Annotated in this window: 18 protein-coding genes; 8 read left to right on the top strand and 10 right to left on the bottom strand. The window is 60.8% G+C overall.

From position 1 onward, the window contains the following. Positions 1-34: 34 nt before the first annotated feature. From HCG46_RS21535 to HCG46_RS21520, 4 genes are all read right to left on the bottom strand, one after another. Positions 35-457 carry a hypothetical protein gene (locus HCG46_RS21535; protein ID WP_023002594.1) on the bottom strand — a complete coding sequence of 141 codons (423 nt, stop codon included), beginning with the start codon at positions 455-457 and terminating at the stop codon, positions 35-37. Between the two features lie 188 nt (positions 458-645). Next, positions 646-831 carry a 50S ribosomal protein L32 gene (gene rpmF / locus HCG46_RS21530; RefSeq protein ID WP_006936667.1) on the bottom strand — a complete coding sequence of 62 codons (186 nt, stop codon included), beginning with the start codon at positions 829-831 and terminating at the stop codon, positions 646-648. A gap of 181 nt (positions 832-1,012) precedes the next feature. Continuing rightward, positions 1,013-1,756: a monofunctional biosynthetic peptidoglycan transglycosylase gene (mtgA, locus tag HCG46_RS21525; protein WP_083660470.1), complete on the bottom strand. Its 744-nt coding sequence runs from the start codon at positions 1,754-1,756 to the stop codon at positions 1,013-1,015. After that, entirely contained in the window at positions 1,749-2,963 is a 1,215-nt protein-coding gene (locus HCG46_RS21520; RefSeq protein WP_168687334.1) for a cyclopropane-fatty-acyl-phospholipid synthase family protein, read from the bottom strand. The genes mtgA and HCG46_RS21520 overlap by 8 nt, the downstream gene beginning before the upstream one ends. A 190-nt stretch (positions 2,964-3,153) precedes the next feature. Here HCG46_RS21520 and HCG46_RS21515 point away from each other — a divergent pair, with 190 nt between their 5' ends. Next, complete coding sequence (locus HCG46_RS21515; RefSeq protein ID WP_353621833.1) at positions 3,154-4,014, top strand: polyprenyl synthetase family protein; 861 nt, start codon at positions 3,154-3,156, stop codon at positions 4,012-4,014. A 107-nt stretch (positions 4,015-4,121) separates the two neighbouring features. On the opposite strand, the gene HCG46_RS21510 is transcribed toward HCG46_RS21515, so the two are convergent. From HCG46_RS21510 to HCG46_RS21500, 3 genes are read right to left on the bottom strand one after another with little or no spacing between them, the layout of a single operon-like run. Beyond that, entirely contained in the window at positions 4,122-5,066 is a 945-nt protein-coding gene (locus HCG46_RS21510; protein ID WP_189640120.1) for a prephenate/arogenate dehydrogenase family protein, read from the bottom strand. Positions 5,067-5,072: 6 nt separating this feature from the next. Continuing rightward, on the bottom strand, positions 5,073-6,209 hold the full coding sequence (gene hisC, locus HCG46_RS21505; protein ID WP_023002589.1) for a histidinol-phosphate transaminase: 1,137 nt from the start codon (positions 6,207-6,209) through the stop codon (positions 5,073-5,075). Next, positions 6,206-7,078 carry a chorismate mutase gene (locus tag HCG46_RS21500; RefSeq protein WP_055660523.1) on the bottom strand — a complete coding sequence of 291 codons (873 nt, stop codon included), beginning with the start codon at positions 7,076-7,078 and terminating at the stop codon, positions 6,206-6,208. The genes hisC and HCG46_RS21500 overlap by 4 nt, the downstream gene beginning before the upstream one ends. 216 nt (positions 7,079-7,294) lie before the next feature. Between HCG46_RS21500 and HCG46_RS21495 the strand changes: the two genes are divergently transcribed. After that, entirely contained in the window at positions 7,295-8,497 is a 1,203-nt protein-coding gene (locus tag HCG46_RS21495) for a homoserine O-acetyltransferase (RefSeq protein WP_168687332.1), read from the top strand. 4 nt (positions 8,498-8,501) lie between these two features. Further along, on the top strand, positions 8,502-9,134 hold the full coding sequence (gene metW, locus HCG46_RS21490) for a methionine biosynthesis protein MetW (RefSeq protein WP_023002586.1): 633 nt from the start codon (positions 8,502-8,504) through the stop codon (positions 9,132-9,134). 525 nt (positions 9,135-9,659) lie between these two features. Here metW and HCG46_RS21485 read toward each other — a convergent pair. Next, positions 9,660-9,824, bottom strand: coding sequence for a hypothetical protein (locus HCG46_RS21485; protein WP_168687331.1), 165 nt, complete (start codon positions 9,822-9,824; stop codon positions 9,660-9,662). On the opposite strand from HCG46_RS21485, the gene HCG46_RS21480 reads away from it, so the two are divergent. Continuing rightward, positions 9,823-10,377, top strand: a complete 555-nt coding sequence (locus tag HCG46_RS21480; RefSeq protein WP_168687330.1) for a hypothetical protein — start codon at positions 9,823-9,825, stop codon at positions 10,375-10,377. The two genes, HCG46_RS21485 and HCG46_RS21480, sit on opposite strands and share 2 nt — an antisense overlap. Before the next feature lie 242 nt (positions 10,378-10,619). Here the strand turns inward: HCG46_RS21480 and HCG46_RS21475 are convergent, their stop codons facing one another. Next, on the bottom strand, positions 10,620-11,396 hold the full coding sequence (locus tag HCG46_RS21475) for a class I SAM-dependent methyltransferase (protein ID WP_168687329.1): 777 nt from the start codon (positions 11,394-11,396) through the stop codon (positions 10,620-10,622). A gap of 138 nt (positions 11,397-11,534) precedes the next feature. Here HCG46_RS21475 and gloB point away from each other — a divergent pair, with 138 nt between their 5' ends. The 4 genes from gloB (at position 11,535) to HCG46_RS21455 (ending at position 14,446) form a co-directional block, all read left to right on the top strand. Beyond that, a complete protein-coding gene (gene gloB, locus HCG46_RS21470) occupies positions 11,535-12,317 on the top strand; it encodes a hydroxyacylglutathione hydrolase (RefSeq protein ID WP_168687328.1) in 783 nt (260 codons plus the stop codon). 125 nt (positions 12,318-12,442) lie between these two features. Continuing rightward, positions 12,443-12,658: a hypothetical protein gene (locus HCG46_RS21465; protein ID WP_023002583.1), complete on the top strand. Its 216-nt coding sequence runs from the start codon at positions 12,443-12,445 to the stop codon at positions 12,656-12,658. A 44-nt stretch (positions 12,659-12,702) separates the two neighbouring features. Beyond that, positions 12,703-13,146 (top strand): cupin domain-containing protein, encoded by a 444-nt coding sequence (locus HCG46_RS21460; RefSeq protein WP_075282224.1) that lies wholly within the window; start codon positions 12,703-12,705, stop codon positions 13,144-13,146. Between the two features lie 511 nt (positions 13,147-13,657). Continuing rightward, positions 13,658-14,446, top strand: coding sequence for a DUF1206 domain-containing protein (locus HCG46_RS21455; RefSeq protein WP_168687327.1), 789 nt, complete (start codon positions 13,658-13,660; stop codon positions 14,444-14,446). Positions 14,447-14,490: 44 nt separating this feature from the next. On the opposite strand, the gene HCG46_RS21450 is transcribed toward HCG46_RS21455, so the two are convergent. Then, the gene (locus HCG46_RS21450) at positions 14,491-15,876 is read right to left on the bottom strand and encodes a mechanosensitive ion channel family protein (protein ID WP_286185476.1); all 1,386 of its coding nucleotides are present in this window, start codon (positions 15,874-15,876) and stop codon (positions 14,491-14,493) included. Positions 15,877-15,939: the final 63 nt, after the last annotated feature.

Below are 15,939 nucleotides of genomic sequence, written 5' to 3'. Positions count from 1 at the left end.
GTCCGGAATAGCGGCGGTTGGCAGGCAAGCAGTCTTAGTGCACGTCCCCGTGGCCGAAGGAAACGTCCCGCCGTGCGCCGGTGATGGAGATCGAGAACCCGGCGATCACGTCGATCAGAGAGATCGCCATGAGGATGAAGAACAGCGACGTCGCCGCGGGCTGCAGCACCAGGAACTCCACCAGGTAGGCGACGAACACCAGCACCGAGAACATGTGGTCCAGCAGGGCCGTCGTGCCGATGCGGGTCGCCTTCAGAATTTCGATGAACAGGAAGAACAGCCCGACGGTGATGAGCAGATCGCTCGCCAGAAGCTCGAAGGTTGCGCCGGAAACCATCTGTATGGTGATCATCGGCTGCGCCCAGAAGCCGGGCTCTCCCGCGCCCACCGTGAAAGCAAGGGCGTTATAGATCAGCAGCGAGAAAAGCGTGAAAGGAACGGCTGAAAAAAGGCGCATGAACGGCTCCCGAATTCAAGGACACCCGAAGCGGGCGGAAATCGGAGCGAGCTGACACGATCTTGATAGCCAATTCAAGGCGCTGAAAAGAAAAAGGCCGGCCCGTCGAAACAAGGCCAGCCTCAATCTTGATTTGCCATGCGGCGATCCGGTCCGGACGCTACCTGCATTCACGAAGAATACGGGTGTTATGCGTCGTCTTTTGCGGAAAGGATCTGACGGCCCCGGTACATGCCGGTCTTCAGGTCAACGTGATGCGGACGGCGCAGTTCGCCCGAATCCTTGTCCTCGACGTAAGTCGGCTGCTTGAGGGCGTCCGCGGAACGGCGAAAACCGCGCTTGGAGCGCGAGGTTTTTCTCTTTGGAACGGCCATTTTGTTTTTCTCCGTGGTCCATAACCGCGCGGCCCGGACCGGGTTAGCCCGGGGCGTGGCGTCACGCAGCGTGTTGGAATGCGCGGCGTTATACAGGCAACGCCAACGTTTTGCCACCCCATAGAGAAAAAATTCTTGGTCTGGATAGAACAGGCGGTGGCGAAGCGCTATCCACCTTCGTCTATTTCCCCAGAACACAGCCGAAAATCGGCCCCGCGCCCTTCACACGGGCCAGGTTCGTGCCGGCCAGTTTCCGGTGTCCGGAACCTGGTTTGGCGGGGTTCCGGCCACGTGGATTTGGCAAGGCTGTCGCCAATCTGGCAGCTTCGGTCCGTGTCAGGTCCTTGGCGCTCTTGCCGAACCAGGCCTGCGCGGCCGCTTCGGCGCCGAAGATACCCTCGCCCCACTCGGCAATATTGAGGTAGATTTCCAGGATCCGCTTCTTCGTCAGCATCGCATCCAGCATCAGGGCCAGCGGCAGTTCCAGCCCCTTGCGGATGTAGGACCGCTCGCCCCACAGGAACAGGTTCTTGGCTGTCTGCATCGTGATGGTGCTTGCGCCGCGAGGCTTCTCGCCTTCGCTCAGTGCTTCGACCTGATCCTGAAGCGCGTCCCACTCGACGCCGTCGTTTTCGCAAAAGCCGCTGTCTTCCGAAGTGATCACCGACCGGACGAGGTTTGGCGAAATCTGCTCAAGCGGCACCCACTGACGGTCGACCCACAGAAACTGGACATAGCGCCCGATCATCAGCGTGCTTATGGGCGGCACGACGGAATAGATGACGGTGAGAACGGGCGGAAGCAGGACAAGGACCAGCAGCAGCTGCAACAAGCGCTTGCGGACAAGGCCGATCATGCCACGGCGGCGCCCCGGCGCGCCCCCGGAGCCTGACTTTCCACCCGTTGCAGGTTTGACCCTAACCATTCAGTTCCCGTTCGTTATCGACAATGAAGTCGCGGACAATCGGCACGGCATCCCTCTCCTTCGACAGGAGGAGCTGGAAGACCATGTTGGATCCGTGCAGGAAGCCCAGCTCGACCGCACACAGATAAAACTCCCACATACGGCAGAAAGTTTCGTCATAAAGATCAGCGGCAATCGCCCTCTTGTCTTCGAAGCGAATGCGCCAGTCGCGAATGGTGTAGTAGTAGTGCAGCCGCAGGATTTCCGCATCGCAGACCCATAACCCAAGCCGTTCGGTAGACGCAAAGACTTCCGACAGCGCAGGAACGTAACCCCCGGGGAAAATATACTTGCGAATAAAAGGCCCGGTGGTGCCCGGAGGCGTCATGCGACCGATGGAATGCACGACCGCATAGCCTTTTTCGGTCAGGCATCTGCGGATCTGTCCGAAATACTCGTCGAGGTGGCCGATACCGACATGTTCCATCATGCCGACCGAGATGATCCGGTCGAATTGCCCTTCGAATTCCCGGTAATCCTTCAGAACGAATTTCACCTGGTCCTCAAGACCCGCAGCGCGCACGCGTTCTTCGGCGATCTTCACTTGCTCTGGCGAGACATTGAGCGAGGTAACCTTTGCACCGGCCTGAGCCATGCGAATGGCGAGTGAGCCCCAGCCGCCGCCGATTTCAAGAACTTCCATCCCTGGTTTCAGGTCCAGCTTGGCGACCAGATGGGCCAGCTTGGCCGCCTGGGCTTGTTCCAGCGTGTCGTCAGGCGAGGTGTAATAGGCACAGCTGTAGTTGAGGCCCTCATCCATGAACAGCCGATAGAGGTCGGTTGAAAGGTCATAGTGATGCCGCGCCTGCGACTTTGCCCGTTCGACGCTGTTCTGCTGCTGGCGGCGCCGCAAGAGCTTCCAGCCCTTCCGCAACAGGCCCTGTACGGGATTGGCCCCAAGCGGCGCCCTGTTGATGGAAAACAGGAACATGAAGTCGTAGCAGGTCGACCCTTCCTCCATCGTCAGGGTTCCGTCCATATAAGCTTCGCCCGCGGCCAGCTCCGGATTGAGAAAAAGGGATCGGTAAAGCTTTTTGTCATGCAGCCGGATGGTCACTGTCGGACCGTCCTCGCCCGACCCGAATTCGTGCACGGCACCCGCGACGTCGATCACACGCATGCGCCCGCGCTTGATGAAGGATCGCAGAAGGCTCGACAGCAGTTTCATGGAAAAATCTCCAAATGGGTCAGTTTGAAAAGATCGGGCAAGTAGCTCCCGCATTTTTTTGAAATTCGAGCCTTGACGATACAGAGAATTGGTTTCAGGGAAACCCGGACTTTGAAAATGTTGCCGATCCGTCCCGGAGCCAATCGTGACCCTTGACCCAAACCAGCATCTGACATTCCAGGCCAAGTTTGTGGAGGCCACGCTGGAAACGCTTCTGGCCACCCAGGCGCTGCCGGATGAAACCGTGCGCCCTCCAAGGCTGCTTGCCGCCATGCGCCACGGCGCGCTCAACGGCGGCAAGCGACTGCGGCCGGTTCTGGTGATGGAGGCTGCCAACCTGTTCGGGCGGGCGGATGACGGCGTTCTGCAGGCTGCCTGCGCGCTGGAACTGATCCATTGTTATTCGCTGGTCCATGACGACCTGCCAGCCATGGACGACGACGATCTTCGCCGGGGCCAGCCAACCGTGCACAAGGCCTATGACGAGGCGACCGCCATCCTGGCCGGCGATGCCTTGCTGACGCTCGCCTTTGACGTGATCACGGGCGAGGCTGTGCATGCGGATGCAGCCGTGCGCCTGCGGCTATCGCGTGAACTGGCCCGCGCGTCGGGCATCGGCGGCATGGCGGGCGGGCAGATGCTCGACCTGGAGTCCGAACACCGCGAGCGCTCCGAGGCGGAGATCCGCCAGCTTCAATCCATGAAGACCGGTGCGCTGCTGCGCTACGCCTGCCGGGCGGGCGCCATTCTGGCGGATGCAGCGGAAGCGGATGTCGACCGGCTGACCCGCTTCGGTGAGGTAATCGGCCTTGCCTTCCAGCTCGCGGACGACCTTCTGGACGTGGAAGCCAGCGCGGAAACAATGGGCAAGGCCACCGGCAAGGATGCGGAGGCCGGCAAGGCGACGCTTGTAGGCCTCTGGGGCACCGACAGGACGCGCAACGAGCTTGGCCGGCTGGTGGTGGAAGCCGAAACGCTTCTCGCGCCCTACGGCAGCCGTGCGGCGATCCTGAGCGCCCTTGCCCGTTTCATCGTCAACCGGACCAACTGACGAGACAAAAAAGCCCTTGAGGGTCGAGCGATCCTCACGGGCTAGAATGCAATGGGGGCTCAACGCCCGGGAAATTCTCTGGCAAGACCGGTTCCTGATGGAAGCGGTCACTCCGCCGGTGCGCCGGCCTTGTCCTTGGCATGACGGCCGAAGTCGGGGGCGTCGGTTTCCTGACCGGCCTCGATGATCGAGCGGCGGATACCCCGGGTGCGGGTGAAGAGGTCGAACAGCATCTGGCCATCGCCCCAGCGGATTGCCCGCTGAAGGGCCGAAAGATCTTCGGAAAACCGCGCCAGCATTTCCAGGATCGCGTCCTTGTTGTGCAGGCAGACGTCCCGCCACATGGTCGGATCGGACGCCGCCAGACGCGTGAAATCGCGGAAACCGGACGCCGAATACTTGATGACTTCCGACTTGGTGACCGTCTCCAGGTCGTCCGCGGTGCCGACGATGTTGTAGGCAATCAGATGCGGCAGATGCGAAACGATGGCCAGCACCAGATCGTGGTGTCTGGCGTCCATCGTGTCGACGTCGGAGCCGCAGGCGCGCCAGAAGGCGCTGAGTTTTTCGAGGGCCTCGGGATCCGTGTCCTCTGCCGGTGTCAGGATGCACCAGCGCTGGTCGAACAGCGTCGGAAACCCGGCATCGGGTCCGGACTGTTCGGTCCCGGCGATCGGGTGACCCGGAATGAAATGCACGCCCTCGGGCACATGGGGGCTGACCTGATCGACGACGGAGCCCTTGGTGGAACCGACATCGGTCAGGATCGCGCCTTTTTTCAGCGCAGGCGCAATCCACTTGGCAATGGCCTCATTGGCCCCCACCGGCGCGCAGAGGATCACCAGGTCGGCCCCCTCCACCGCCACGGCGGCGTCGAGCGCATAACTGTCGCCCAGGCCCAGCTCCTCCGCCCTTTGCAGGGTGTCCGCAGACCGGGTGGAAATCGCGATTTCCTTGACCAGGCCGCGTTCACGGGCGACCTGTGCGAGCGAGGAACCGATCAGGCCGATGCCGATCAGGGCCATGCGCTCGAAAATGGGGGCAACAGTCATGTGTTCTTATTTCTGTTCCAGAAAGTCCTTCAGGTGGCCAATGATGGCCCGGTTGGCGTCTTCCGAACCGATGGTCATGCGGATCGAGTTCGGCAGCCCGTAATTGCCGACCATGCGCAGCACGCAGCCGCGCTCCAGCAGATAGGCATCGGCATCCGCCGCGCGCTTGCCGTCCTCGTCGGGGAAGTGAACCAGCACGAAGTTGCCGACGCTCGGCGTCACCTTCAGGCCGAGCTTTTCCAGCTCCGCCGTCACCCAGGGCAGCCAGGTGTCATTGTGCTCGATCGAGCGCGTGACGAAATCACGGTCACGAACCGCAGCCATACCGGCGGCAATCGCCATGCCGTTGACGTTGAACGGCCCCCGGATGCGGTTGAGCGCATCGATCACATGGGCCGGACCGAAACCCCAGCCGAGACGCAGATTGGCGAGGCCGTAAATCTTGGAGAAGGTCCGCGTCATGATGACATTGTCGGACGTCGCTGCCAGCTCGAGACCGCTTTCATAGTCGTTGCGGCGGACATATTCCGCATAGGCGGCATCCAGAACCAGCAGGACGTTGGCCGGCAGGCCCTCATGCAGCCGTTTGACCTCCTCGAACGGCAAATAGGTGCCGGTCGGATTGTTCGGGTTGGCGATGAAGACCATGCGCGTCTTGTCGGTGACCCTTGCCAGGATCGCATCGACATCCGTCGTCAGGTCCTTTTCAGGTGCAATCACCGGCGTTGCCCCGGCAGCGCGGATGGCAATGTCGTAGACCAGGAAGCCGTGTTCGGAATAGATCGCCTCGTCGCCCTGGCCGAGATAACCGTAGGCGATCAGGCTGAGAACCTCGTCGGACCCGGCGCCGCAGATGATGCGGTCCGGATTGAGGCCGTAGACTTCGCCGATGGCCGCACGCAGTTCGGCAGAGGAGCCGTCCGGATAAAGTTCCAGGTTCCGCGCCACGGCTTCAATGGCCGCGCGGGCAGCATCGCTGGTGCCGAGCGGCGTTTCGTTGGACGAAAGCTTGTGAACGGTCTTGCCGTGGCTGCCCTTGGACTTGCCGGGAACATAAGGCGCAATATCCAGAACGCCCGGCCGCGGCTGCGGACGGTTTGCGGTTGCCTTGCCGGCTTCAGTCACTGTCGTCATCTCGTTCATCCCTGAGGCTCCTCGTCCTCGGCAGCAAATGTGTCGTCCGGATCGCCATTGCCGTCGATCGGTGCGGCATAGCCGCCGACACGTCTCAAAACTTCCGGGGCGGCGCCTGCGGCAAGGCAGGCGGCGCGCACATCCTCTTCCGTCAGCTCGCCGGAAATCGCAAGCAGCGCGTCGACACCGGCGGCGGACCGGAAGAAACTGAGCACTTCAATGCCTTCGTCCATCAGGTTGCCCGGCAGAAGATCCGACCAGCGGGCGTCATAAACCGCAATATCGGCGTTGTCGATCATGCTGTCGGCCTTGGCCAGCACAAGCGCCGGCAGGTCGGCGGGACGCTCGTCCAGAATGACGAAGGGCAGCCGCGCCCGCACCAGTGCGCCGGATTCGCTGAGGCCACGCCACCAGGGCAGCTCCGCCCGGTCGATCAGCGCCACAAGGCCCAGGTCACCGGCTGACGCCGTCACGGCGCCGACCACGTCGGCCGCATCGCTTCCCGGCACCAGCTCCACGGAAAAACCGAAGTAGAAACGCGCCAGGTCGAGCATCTCGATCAGATCGGCGCTGCCGTCCAGATGGACGGCGGTGTCTGCCTGCAGGCTGGTGCAGGCACAGATGAGATCACGCCAGATGTGTTCGACGGTTGCCAGCGGCAGGTCGCCCTGGTGGCGCTCCACCATCTGGCGCATCAGGTCGGCGTCACGTTCGGGTTGAAACAGGGCGGGTGCAGCTCCTGCGGCGCGGCCGGCAGCCTGGATACCGGCTTCGGCCTGGGCGCGTTCCATCAGGGCGGTGTGGATGCGTGCATCGATCTCGTCGACCCGTGTCCTGAGGTCGTCCAGCGACAGCCCGCTGTCCGGCAAGTGAGACATGAGGTGGCTCCGGCCTTCGTTTGGGTTCAGCGGCGCATAGTCATAGGCATGTGATTGCCCAAAGGCAAAAGAAAACATTGACTCAGGCGTTCCGGCACGGCTAGGTCGCCAGTCTGGCCGTTCTGCCGGGTGCCTGCCGTTTCCCGGTGGCGGACCGTGGCCCGCTCAACCGGCCTGAAAATTCCCGCCCGGGACAACAGATAATTCTTTAGAGCCATGTCCGCAGACACATCACGTCCAGCCACCCCGGAGGATCTGAAGGCAAGCGAAGCGGTTTCGCCCTCGAGCAAACTTGCGCGCTTTCCCGCAGAAGAACCGCTGGAGCTCGATGCCGGCGTAAAGCTTGGCCCCTGGCAGATTGCGTATGAAACCTATGGCGAGCTCAACGCGGACAAGTCCAACGCCATCATCGTGTGCCACGCCCTGACGGGCGACCAGTATGTGGCCTCCACCAATCCCGTGACGGGCAAGCCCGGCTGGTGGAGCCAGATGGTCGGCCCCGGCAAGCCGGTCGACACCAATCATTATTTCGTTATCTGTTCCAACGTTCTCGGCGGCTGCCTCGGCACCACAGGACCGGCCTCCATCAACCCGGAGACAGGGCAGCCCTACGGTCTTGCACTGCCTGTCATCACCATTCGCGACATGGTCCGGGCACAGGCTCGCCTTGTCGATCATCTTGGCATCGACACGCTGTTTGCGGTCATCGGCGGCTCCATGGGCGGCATGCAGGTGCTGCAGTGGGCGGCCAGCTATCCCGAGCGCGTGTTCTCGGCCGTACCGATTGCCGCGGCAGCGCGGCACACGTCCCAGAACATCGCCTTCCACGAAGTCGGCCGGCAGGCAATCATGGCCGACCCGAACTGGTGCGCCGGCAGTTACCTGCAGGAAGGACAAAGGCCGACAAAGGGCCTGGCGGTTGCCCGCATGGCGGCGCATGTCACCTATATGTCGGACGAATCCCTGCACCAGAAATTCGGCCGCAACCTGCAGGACCGGGACAATGTCACCTTCGGTTTCGACGCGGATTTCCAGATCGAGAGCTACCTGCGCCACCAGGGCATGACGTTCGTCGACCGGTTCGACGCCAATTCCTATCTCTATGTCACCCGGGCGATGGACTATTTCGACCTGGCGCATCAGTTCGGTGGCTCTCTGGCGAACGCCTTCAAGGGAACGAAAACGCGTTTCTGCGTCATGTCGTTCACATCCGACTGGCTGTTCCCCACGTCCGAAAGCCGGCGCGTGGTCAAGGCGCTCAATGCGGCGGCGGCCAATGTCTCCTTCGTCGAGATCGAAAGCGACCGGGGTCACGACTCGTTCCTGCTGGACGTGCCGGAGATGTTCCAGACCATTTCCGGCTTCGTCACCGGCGCAGCACACGCCCGCGGCCTGCCCGCACCGGGCGAGGAGGCCTGATCCCGTGAACCTGGCTCCAAGACAGACCAAGAGCGGAGACGTGCGCGGCGACCACAAGGTTGTCGCCTCGCTGGTACCGCACAATGCCCGCGTGCTCGACATCGGGTCGGCCGACGGTGAGCTGCTCGACCTTCTGGTGCGCGAACGCCAGGTGGACGGACGCGGCATCGAACTGTCCCAGGAAGGCGTCAACCGCTGCGTAGCCCGCGGCCTGTCGGTGATTCAGGGCGATGCCGACCAGGACCTGTCCGACTATCCGGACGGGGCGTTCGACGTCGTCATCCTGAGCCAGACCCTGCAGGCCACCCGCGAACCGAAAAAGGTCGTCAGCGAGCTCCTGCGCATCGGCAATCAGGTCGTGATCTCGATCCCGAACTTCGCCCACTGGCGCAACCGGGCCCAGCTCCTGTTCCGCGGCCGCATGCCGGTGACCAAATACCTGCCCTACGAATGGTACGACACGCCGAACATCCACTTCTGCTCGCTGCGCGATTTCGTCGAGCTTTGCCGGGAACTGGACGCGAACGTCGAGAAGGCCATCGCCCTCAGCGGCCGGGGCAACAAGATCCCGGTCAATGCCCCGTGGTGGGTGTGGAACATCGTCGCCGAACAGGCCGTGTTTCTGCTGAAGCGGTGAGCTGGTTCAATAACCTTCGGCCGTCATTCCGGACAAGGAAGGCGAAGCCGAACGCAGATCCGGAACCCAGACATATTTCGCGCGATTAGCGCACCGTTAAGCTTCCTGACGGCGCATGCGGCAAGCGTCTTACCTATCGATGGATTGACGTAAGCGCGCACGCTTAAGCAGAAGTCGGCAAGTTTATCAACAAGTACAGAGCGAAAACGTAAACATACTGAGACTCTGTACGAGCGACTCAGTATGCTTACCCTACGGCTTGACCCGCCGTTGCTGTCCGCTTTGGTCAAAGCAGGCTGATGGCGCAATACTAACGGGACCCACTCATACTGGATAATCCGAAGGTTGCGCGTCGAACGCTCCACCCAACTCCATGGTGAGGGAGGAGCAACCGCCAGCAAGGGCGGTATACAAATACTCCGTCTAGTTCCTCAAAGGGCTAGTCCGGACTGCCCGTGCGGAGCACGCGAAATGCGTAAGCAACATACGGTCACAATAGAAGTGAAGGTCAACGTCGCTTTGTGCCTATTCGGCATCGCTGCGATTATCCAAGCCTTCCTTTGACACAGGGGGGCGCTGGCTTCGGTCAGCGTCCTTTTCTTTAGTTTTCGGATCTGGCGGCGCGTTGAGCATCCGCTTTGGGATCTCGTCGCCTTTTTCTTGATCTGGTTTTTTATCGGTGTCTGACATGAGCGAATCTCGACCTAAACGCCCATCTGAATACACGATATCTGACAAGCAGTGGCGCGCGCGAACTCCGATGGATGACGAGCCGGAAATCGCAAATGCTGTTGGCCGGTTCCTTGCGCTGTTTACTAGCATTGAATCGCATCTACCAGCGATGCTGGCTACGCTTACTGGAATGGATCGTTCTACCAGTGAGCACTTATTGAGCGTAAGTACTGACTTCGGCAGACGCCTGGCTATGGTGGACACTGCGAGGCTTGCAGCGAACCTAAACGAAGGCAAACAAGCCTTCTTTGATGAAGTGCTTTCAGAAATTAAGAACCTACAAAAGCGCCGAAACTTGTACTGCCATGGACTCTATCAAACGACCGGCATTCCCGGTGAGATTCGCATGTCTTCGTACCGCTTCGATTTTCGTAACACAGCCGAAGAAGTAATCACGATTCAGACACTCAATAAGGATTGTGAGCTGGCAGAGCGGCTTAACCTAGCTCTTTGGAAGTTCTATGAAGACACCTCGCACGAGCGGAGGCCATTGCGCGGTAAAGGTTTGTAACCATCTCCTCTAGCGCTACCGAATTACTCGGCCATTCTGACCACTTTCCAAAAAACAAGGTGACCCCCGCCTCAATCATCTCGAGCGTCACCTCAATCTCTTCACATACTGGCCTGTCACGGTCCGAATCGTGGCTTTTTTCATTGTAGTACGTCAAGTATATAGCTCCCCTTGTGGGAAGGGGTTAGGGGTGAGGGTTCAGCCAACTATGCACACCGCACCCTGCAACCAAACCACCAGCCCTAGTCCGCCTTCATCTGCCGATGCACCGACCTGACAGGCTTCAGCCCGGTCGCGACGCCTTCGGGAATGAAGACAGGCCGCAGCACGCGGAAGCGGCTTTTCTTGCCGTCCACGGGCAGGCTCTGGAAGACGACCTTTTCCGCTTCCATGATCAGAACACCGCCAAAGGCGGGCCAGATGCGGCGGCCGATGCCTTCCCAGGTGCGGGCCGCGCGCAGGATGGTGCGGGCGCGCGAAGGCGGCATGAAGAGGGCTTCCTTGTCCTCGGTCACGTTGAACTGGCAGCTCTTCAGAAGATCCTTGAGCTGGCTGCCCGAATAAGGCCGGCCATAGCCGAAGGGGGAAAGCTCCGACTGCGCCCACAGGCCGCGCCGGTTCGGCACGACGGCAATCAGTCGCCCGCCCGGCACCAGCACCCGCCAGGCTTCCCTGAGGACGGCCGCAGGGTCCGAACAATGGTCGAGAGCGTGTACCAGCATCACCCGGTCGAAATAGGCATCGGGAAACGGCAGGTCCTGGTCTTCCACCAGCGCACAGGCGCTATCCCGCTCGCGCGGCCAATGAACCGCGCCTTGGGGAGCGGGCATGGCGGCGATCGCCCGGTCGACCGTGTCGAGGTAGGGTCGCATGAACGGGCCCGCGTAACCGATACCGAGCAGAGCCTGGCCGGTAAGGTCCGGCCACATCTTGCGGATAGGGGCGCCGATCAGGCTGCGAAGCAGCCTGCCGAGTGGCAAATCGTAAAAAGCGCGCAAATGAACGACGTCGAGATACATTCAGCCTTGCTCGGTCAAGAAGGGTCGCGGCGATTGAACATGGAACGGCGGGAGAGCGCAAGATCTCTTGCCTTGCCCTTGGCGCCTGACTTTGCCAGTCTGCATCTCAACCGACAGATCTCAGCAGGGAGCCGTTTCATGGCCTTGAGCGACACCACCGAAATTCACCAGTTTACCTGTCTCGACGACAATTTCGGCGTGCTGATTCACGACACCGACACCGGAACGACCGTTGCCGTCGACGTGCCCGACGCCGATGCCTACGAAAAGGCGCTGGAGCAGACCGGCTGGTCGTTGACGCATATTCTGATCACCCATCACCATTGGGACCATGTCCAGGGTCTCGGCACACTCAAGCGGAAAACTGGCGCGACCGTCATCGGTCCCGAGCGTTCACGCCTGAAGATTGCCGAGTTCGATCGCACCGTGGAAGACGGCGACGACGTCCGGTGCGGACCTTACGAGATCAAGGCGATCTCGACCCCGGGCCACACGCTGGATCAGATCTCCTGGTACATCGCCTCCATCAAGGTGGCCCACACCGGCGACACTCTGTTTTCGCTCGGGTGCGGCCGTGTGTTCGAGGGTGATAGGGACATGATGTGGTCGTCGCTTGCCAAACTGATGCGCCAGCTGCCCGATGACACCACCATCTACTGCGGCCATGAGTACACGCAGGCCAACGCGCGCTTCGCCCTGACAATCGACCCGGACAACGCCGATCTGAAGGCGCGGGCAGACGAAGTGGCCGCGCTGCGCGAGAAAGGCGCCGCGACGCTGCCGACGACCATGGCGAAAGAGAAAGCAACGAATCCGTTCCTGCGTGCAGGTGAAGCTTCTGTCGCCGCTGCACTCGGCATGGAAGGCAAAAGTGCTGCCGAAGTCTTTTCCGAGATCCGCATGCGCAAGGACAACGCTTGATCATACCTATAGGTCCCGCAGCAGAATTCTTGCACCGCCTTCCGGTTTTTCTTGGCCGGAAGGCTTAAAACAACGACTGGTTGCCCCCATATGCACGCCATCGTGATCATGAAGGGGCACACACCATGACACCTGCGAGTTCCGAAGACCACTTGACACGCTCCGCGGAGCAGCGCGCACGGGACGTGGTCAGCCGCATCGTCGGCCAGGCCGAACCGATACCGGGTCATCTGGGCGGCGGACACAGGCTGGACATGCAGCTCCTTTACGAGGAAGTGGTTGCGGCCCTGCGCGAAACCATTGATGATCTGGCTTTCTGCACCGGGTCGAAATCCTCCTGAGCGATCCCGTCCCGGAAATCCAGTTGATCCAGCCGGGACTTTTCATGACTTCTACCGCCAGCCTGACCGCCGAAAAGATCGTCGACCTTCTCGACATGCAGCCGCACCCGGAAGGTGGCTTTTATGCCGAAACCTTCCGCGACAGCGTCACCGATGATGGCGGCCGGGCTGCATCTACCCTGATCTATTTCCTGCTTCCCGAAGGCGTTCTCTCCCGCTGGCACAAGGTTGACGCGGTCGAGACCTGGCATTGGTACGCCGGCAGCCCGCTGGAACTTTCCATCAGCCCCGACGGCACCACCCGGCAGGTGCTGACCCTGGGAAACGATCTTCTGGCCGGCGAGCGCCCGCAAGGCATCGTTCCCCGTGACGGCTGGCAGCAGGCCCGCTCGCTCGGTGCGTGGACCCTGGTCGGCTGCACGGTTGCCCCCGGATTTCAGTTCGAAGGCTTCGTCATGGCACCGGAAGACTGGCAACCGGGAAGCTGATTTTTCGCTCCCTGTTCGATTCCTCGGAACCATTTCCTGTTTGACGAGTTCTCTCTCCAACGAAAGGAGAGAGGCATGAACGGTATCATCTATCTGGTCGGTCTCGTCGTCGTTGTCGGCGCGATCCTGTCCTTCATCGGACTGGTCTAACCTAGCCCCGGTAACCCTGCCGCGCCCCCGGCAGACGATCTCCAACAGTTTGGGCCGGACGCAAGCCCCCGCCACGAACGGCTGCCCCCTGCCGTTCACCCAGCGTCCGGCCCTTTTCCGTTTCTGGCAAGGAATTGAACATGCACAACATTATCTATCTCGTCGGACTTGTCGTCGTGGTTGTTGCCATCCTGTCGTTTCTCGGCCTCGGCTGAGCCGGGGTAACCTCCCGAATATTGCAGGTTTGGCAACCACGCCCTCTGGCGCCGCCCGCTGATCGGCCCGCCAATCGTTCTGGCGGAGCCGGCGCACAGCGCTTTACCGATTGTGAAAATGCCGGGATGGCGGAAAGACCAGGGGAATGAAGTACTCGCACTGGTTACAAGCTGCCGCACGTGCCGGATATCTTTCACGCGGCATCGTCTATGGCATCATATCCTTCTTTGCCATTCTCGCGTCCATCGGCGCAGGCAGCAGCAAGGGCACGAAAGGGGCCCTTGTCACTCTCTTGTCCCAACCCTTCGGCTCTGTTCTGGTGGCTGTCCTTGTGACGGGCCTGTTCGGTTTTGTCGTCTGGCGGCTGGTTCAGGCCGTTCTGGACGCGGACAACCATGGACGGGACCTGCAGGGGATCGTCGTGCGCCTGGCCCTTCTGGCAAGCGCCGCCACCTATAGCGCGCTCGCACTCTACGCCATTGGCCTGCTCGGAATTACGGGCACGGATGATGGCAAACTGCTGCCGAGCCTGATGAACGCTATCTCGCAAGCTCTTGGCCAGCGGGTATTCGTGACTGGCTTGTCCCTTGTCTTTTTGGGAATAGCGGTTGCGCATTGGTGGAAGGCCTGTTCAGGCCGATACAGCAAGCACTTCGATGAAAACGAAGCCCCGATGCGGATTGTTCACGTCGTGTCGGTTCTTGGCCTCGGTGCACGCGGGATCGTGTTCGCCCTTCTGTCGGCAATGATCTGGCTTGGCATCGAGGGCGCCTCAACCTCCGGCGGCGATCTGCCGAGCACGCTGGATGCTCTGAAATACATTCAGGGTTTGCCTTATGGGCAGGTCATGCTGTTCGCGCTGGCGGTTGGTCTGATGGTTTTTGCCATCTACTCCTTTGTCGAATCCCGGTGGCGCAGGGTCAGCCTTTCCTGACACGCTGCTCAGGATTTGCTTCATTAATCGCCTGTCTGTCAGGATTACCTTGCTGATTTAGCCCCGAATTCCTTCGGCGCATGCTCATCGAGAAGGTCGTCCGACTGGGCGGCTTTACGTTCCAGTTCAACCTGCTTTTCAAGATCCCGGTCGGCTTCCGTATCGTTCGGCACTTCTGCCGATTGCGGAAACGCTGCCTCCTTACGGGCGATCTTCCCGCGGTCCTGATCTCCCTGGTGCCTGTCCGGCAGGAGGTTTTCCAGCGCAGGCGCATCGTCGAACCTCAGCCGGTAGATGGGCTCCGGCAGGGAGAAGCCGTTTGATTCAAGCGCCAGCTTGACGAGGCGCATCGCCTCGGAACGGGCCTTCTGGAAATCGGTCCGCGTCTGGTCAATCCAGCCCACAAAACTCAGAACAACGTTGGAATCTCCCAACGCTTCGATCCAGGCATCGGGAGAAGGGTCCTGAAGAATGAACTCCTGGCGGCGAAGCGTCATCAAACCAACGTCCAGCGCCTTGTCGAGGTTGCTTTCCGCATCGACGCCCAATTCGAAGACGAAGCGGCGCCGTGGATTGGTGGAAAAGTTGACGAGGGTGCTCTTGAAGACGATGGCGTTGGGGATGCGGATATGGTTCCCGTCCTTTTCCATCAGGATCGTAGCACGCGACGTGAGACTGATGACAAAGCCCTCGTAGCCTTCAATCCGGACGAAGTCCTTCGGGTTGAACGGCTGCCGGATGCTGAGCATGATACTGGCAATGTAGTTTTCGACCGTGTCCCGGACAGCAAAGCCGACCGCCAGCCCCACAATGCCGGCTGCTCCAAGCAAGGTGCCGATGACAGCAGTGGCGCCCAGCACATCCAGCGCAAGCACGATCCCGATCGTGAAGAACAGGATCCTGATCAGCTGCCTGACAAGATCCGCAATGAAGGCATTGGGCGTGAGTCTGTTCCAGGGCCATTCAAACCGCGCGATCAGCAGTCCGGCCGCACTGGCCAGCATCCAGACGAGCAGGGCAACCAGGGCAAGCGGCAGATAGTTCACCCCTTGGGACAGGCGCGCCTGCAGGCGCTCGTAAACCGGAACGAGACGTTCCTCCAGCGCGGTTTCCTCGGTGAGATTGTTCTGGACTGCGACGACGCCGTCGACACGGCCGGCAAGCTCTTCGGCCTTTGTGGCAAGGCTCGCCTCGGTCACGGTTCCGTTCAGGTTGACCACACCTGATCTTACGACGACCGAAATTCCGGAAAGCCCGTCGAGCTGGTCATAGATGCCGTTGATACGCTGCTCGATGGCCTGATCGTCGCCGGCACCGGGCATGGCGGTGATAGCTCCGGCGGGGCTTTCCGATTGTGAAGATGCAGGCAGTGCGCCGGGCAGAAACAGCAGCAGAGCAACAAGAAACGAGTGCAACAATCTGGAAATCATGACGGCCTTTCCGCGCTTGTGCCCGGCTGCCGTCAGTAGAAGGGTTTCCGCGCGCGCCAGACT

The organism is Labrenzia sp. PO1, assembly GCF_012273635.1.
GTDB lineage: Bacteria > Pseudomonadota > Alphaproteobacteria > Rhizobiales > Stappiaceae > Roseibium > Roseibium algicola.
This window is presented reverse-complemented; position numbering and strand designations above follow the sequence as displayed.